Genomic DNA, 1,825 nt, shown 5'->3' with positions numbered 1-1,825 from the left:
CTGCTGCTCCACGTCGCCGATGGAAGTAATCCCGCTGTTCTCCAGCAAATCAGCTCTGCCTATCGCGTGCTCGAAGAAATCGGGATCGAAGGCAAAGACACCATCCTGGTCATCAACAAGATCGACCGGATTGCGGATCGCCGTCGTGTGGACACGCTACTCGACCGTTACCCGCAGGCCCTTCCCATCAGCGCTCAAACGGGCGAAGGTCTCGCGCAACTAACACAAATGGTGTCTGAGCTTCTGGCCCGCAAGTTCATCGAAGTCGATGTGGAAACGACCGTGGACAACGCCCGGGTAGCGGTTTTCGTGAAAACCCATGGGGAAGTGTTTTCGCAGCGGTATCACCATGAGAATCGTCTCACTATCCGCTGCCGTCTGCCGGAGGAGTATCTCTCCCGAATTGAGCGGCTCGGCGCGTCGGTGCACCGGACGCGGTCTAACGGCTCGGGCCAGGAGGAAAATCTAGCTTCCGAATTGCGGCCGTCGAGCATTGAACCTGAGCCGACGGGCGCCTTTCCGGGGGACGATCACGAATAAACCGGCCCACCTGTCTCCCGATTAAAGCAGACCTTGTCTCGTACGCCGCTATCCACTACCCTGGCATTGCAACCGAGACACGTGACCCCTTCAGGAAACCGGGAACGATGGCCAGACGCGATCTCCATAACGTGCGGGCTTTCATTACGGGGACGTCGAGTGGCATTGGCCGGGCGCTGGTGGAGGCCCTCTTACCGTATCAACCGAGAATTGTGGCGGTTGCCCGACGGGCGGACCGGCTTGCCGAACTCGCGGAAAAAGGACGCTCTTTCGGTGCTGAAATCTTTCCCTTCGCCTGTGACCTGTCTGATCCCGTCGCTCGCCAAGAGGCGGTGAACTTTGCGGCCGGGAAGCTCGAGGCTATTGATTTACTGGTCAATAATGCCGGCACGGGTGCCCTCGGCCGTTTCGAGGATACACCTCCCGAAATCCTCCGGCAGGTTATGGAGCTCAATTTCTTCGCGCCGGTTGAAATCACCTATTTTGCCCTACCGCTTCTCAAAAAGGGGCGGCGTCCCATCATCGTGAACGTGAGCTCGATCCTTGGGCACCGAGGCATCCCCTGGAGGGCCTACTACTGTGCTAGTAAGTTTGCGCTCCACGGCTTCAGCGAATCAATCCGCGCTGAGTTAACCCGACATGGGATCGATGTGCTTATAGTTAGCCCGGGCCGAACACGCACGGAACTTTTTGACGGCCCCCTCGAAAAGGGCAAAGAACCGGCCTGGCCGGAACCGGCACCCGTGTCCCCTGAATACGTTGCGCGATGCATGGTGCGGGCCATCAAAAAAGGCAAGGCGGAGATTATCCCCCACACATGGGGAAAGGGCATGGTTCTTTTGAGCAGGCTGGCCCCGCGACTGATGGACTGGATCCTGAAACGATACGCCTGACGCCGGCGCCCTGCCTAGTTGCTCTTCTCGTCCGACGCAAACATGCTTTTTTGCTCATACTATCCTGTTTGACTAGAATATGTAATGACACCAGTACACCTAATTTGACAGCACCCCGGAAGTCTTCATAGTTTGTACCGCGGGGGAGATGACATGTCCTACTACTCCGTGAGAGTTATCGGAATCGGGCTTCTCGTTTTTGCTGGTCTGGGGACCGCCACGTGGCTCGCGCTAGGCGGGACGGATCAGCCCACCGTTCAGGGAAATCCGGCGGAACCCGCCAAAGCTGCCAAAACTACCGATACCCATCGAATACAGGATCCATCCCAGATAGTTGAACAGGCCCCCCAGAAGAAAGGAGACGCCGAGGTCCACACGGATATTGTGCGCCG

The 1,825-nt window shown here is 57.6% G+C and carries 2 protein-coding genes and 1 pseudogene; all 3 read left to right on the top strand.

Features of this window, described 5'->3' with window-relative positions:
• A pseudogene (locus H5U08_RS17540) lies at positions 1-540 on the top strand (hypothetical protein); the annotation flags it as partial.
• A 107-nt stretch (positions 541-647) separates the two neighbouring features.
• Positions 648-1,433 carry an SDR family NAD(P)-dependent oxidoreductase gene (locus H5U08_RS17535; RefSeq protein WP_297036070.1) on the top strand — a complete coding sequence of 262 codons (786 nt, stop codon included), beginning with the start codon at positions 648-650 and terminating at the stop codon, positions 1,431-1,433.
• A 153-nt stretch (positions 1,434-1,586) separates the two neighbouring features.
• Positions 1,587-1,825 (top strand): hypothetical protein (locus H5U08_RS17530; RefSeq protein ID WP_297036067.1); only part of this gene is annotated, 239 nt, incomplete at its 3' end.

Origin of the sequence: Thermogutta sp. (assembly GCF_014359955.1) — a bacterium.
Taxonomy (GTDB): domain Bacteria; phylum Planctomycetota; class Planctomycetia; order Pirellulales; family Thermoguttaceae; genus Thermogutta.
This window is presented reverse-complemented; position numbering and strand designations above follow the sequence as displayed.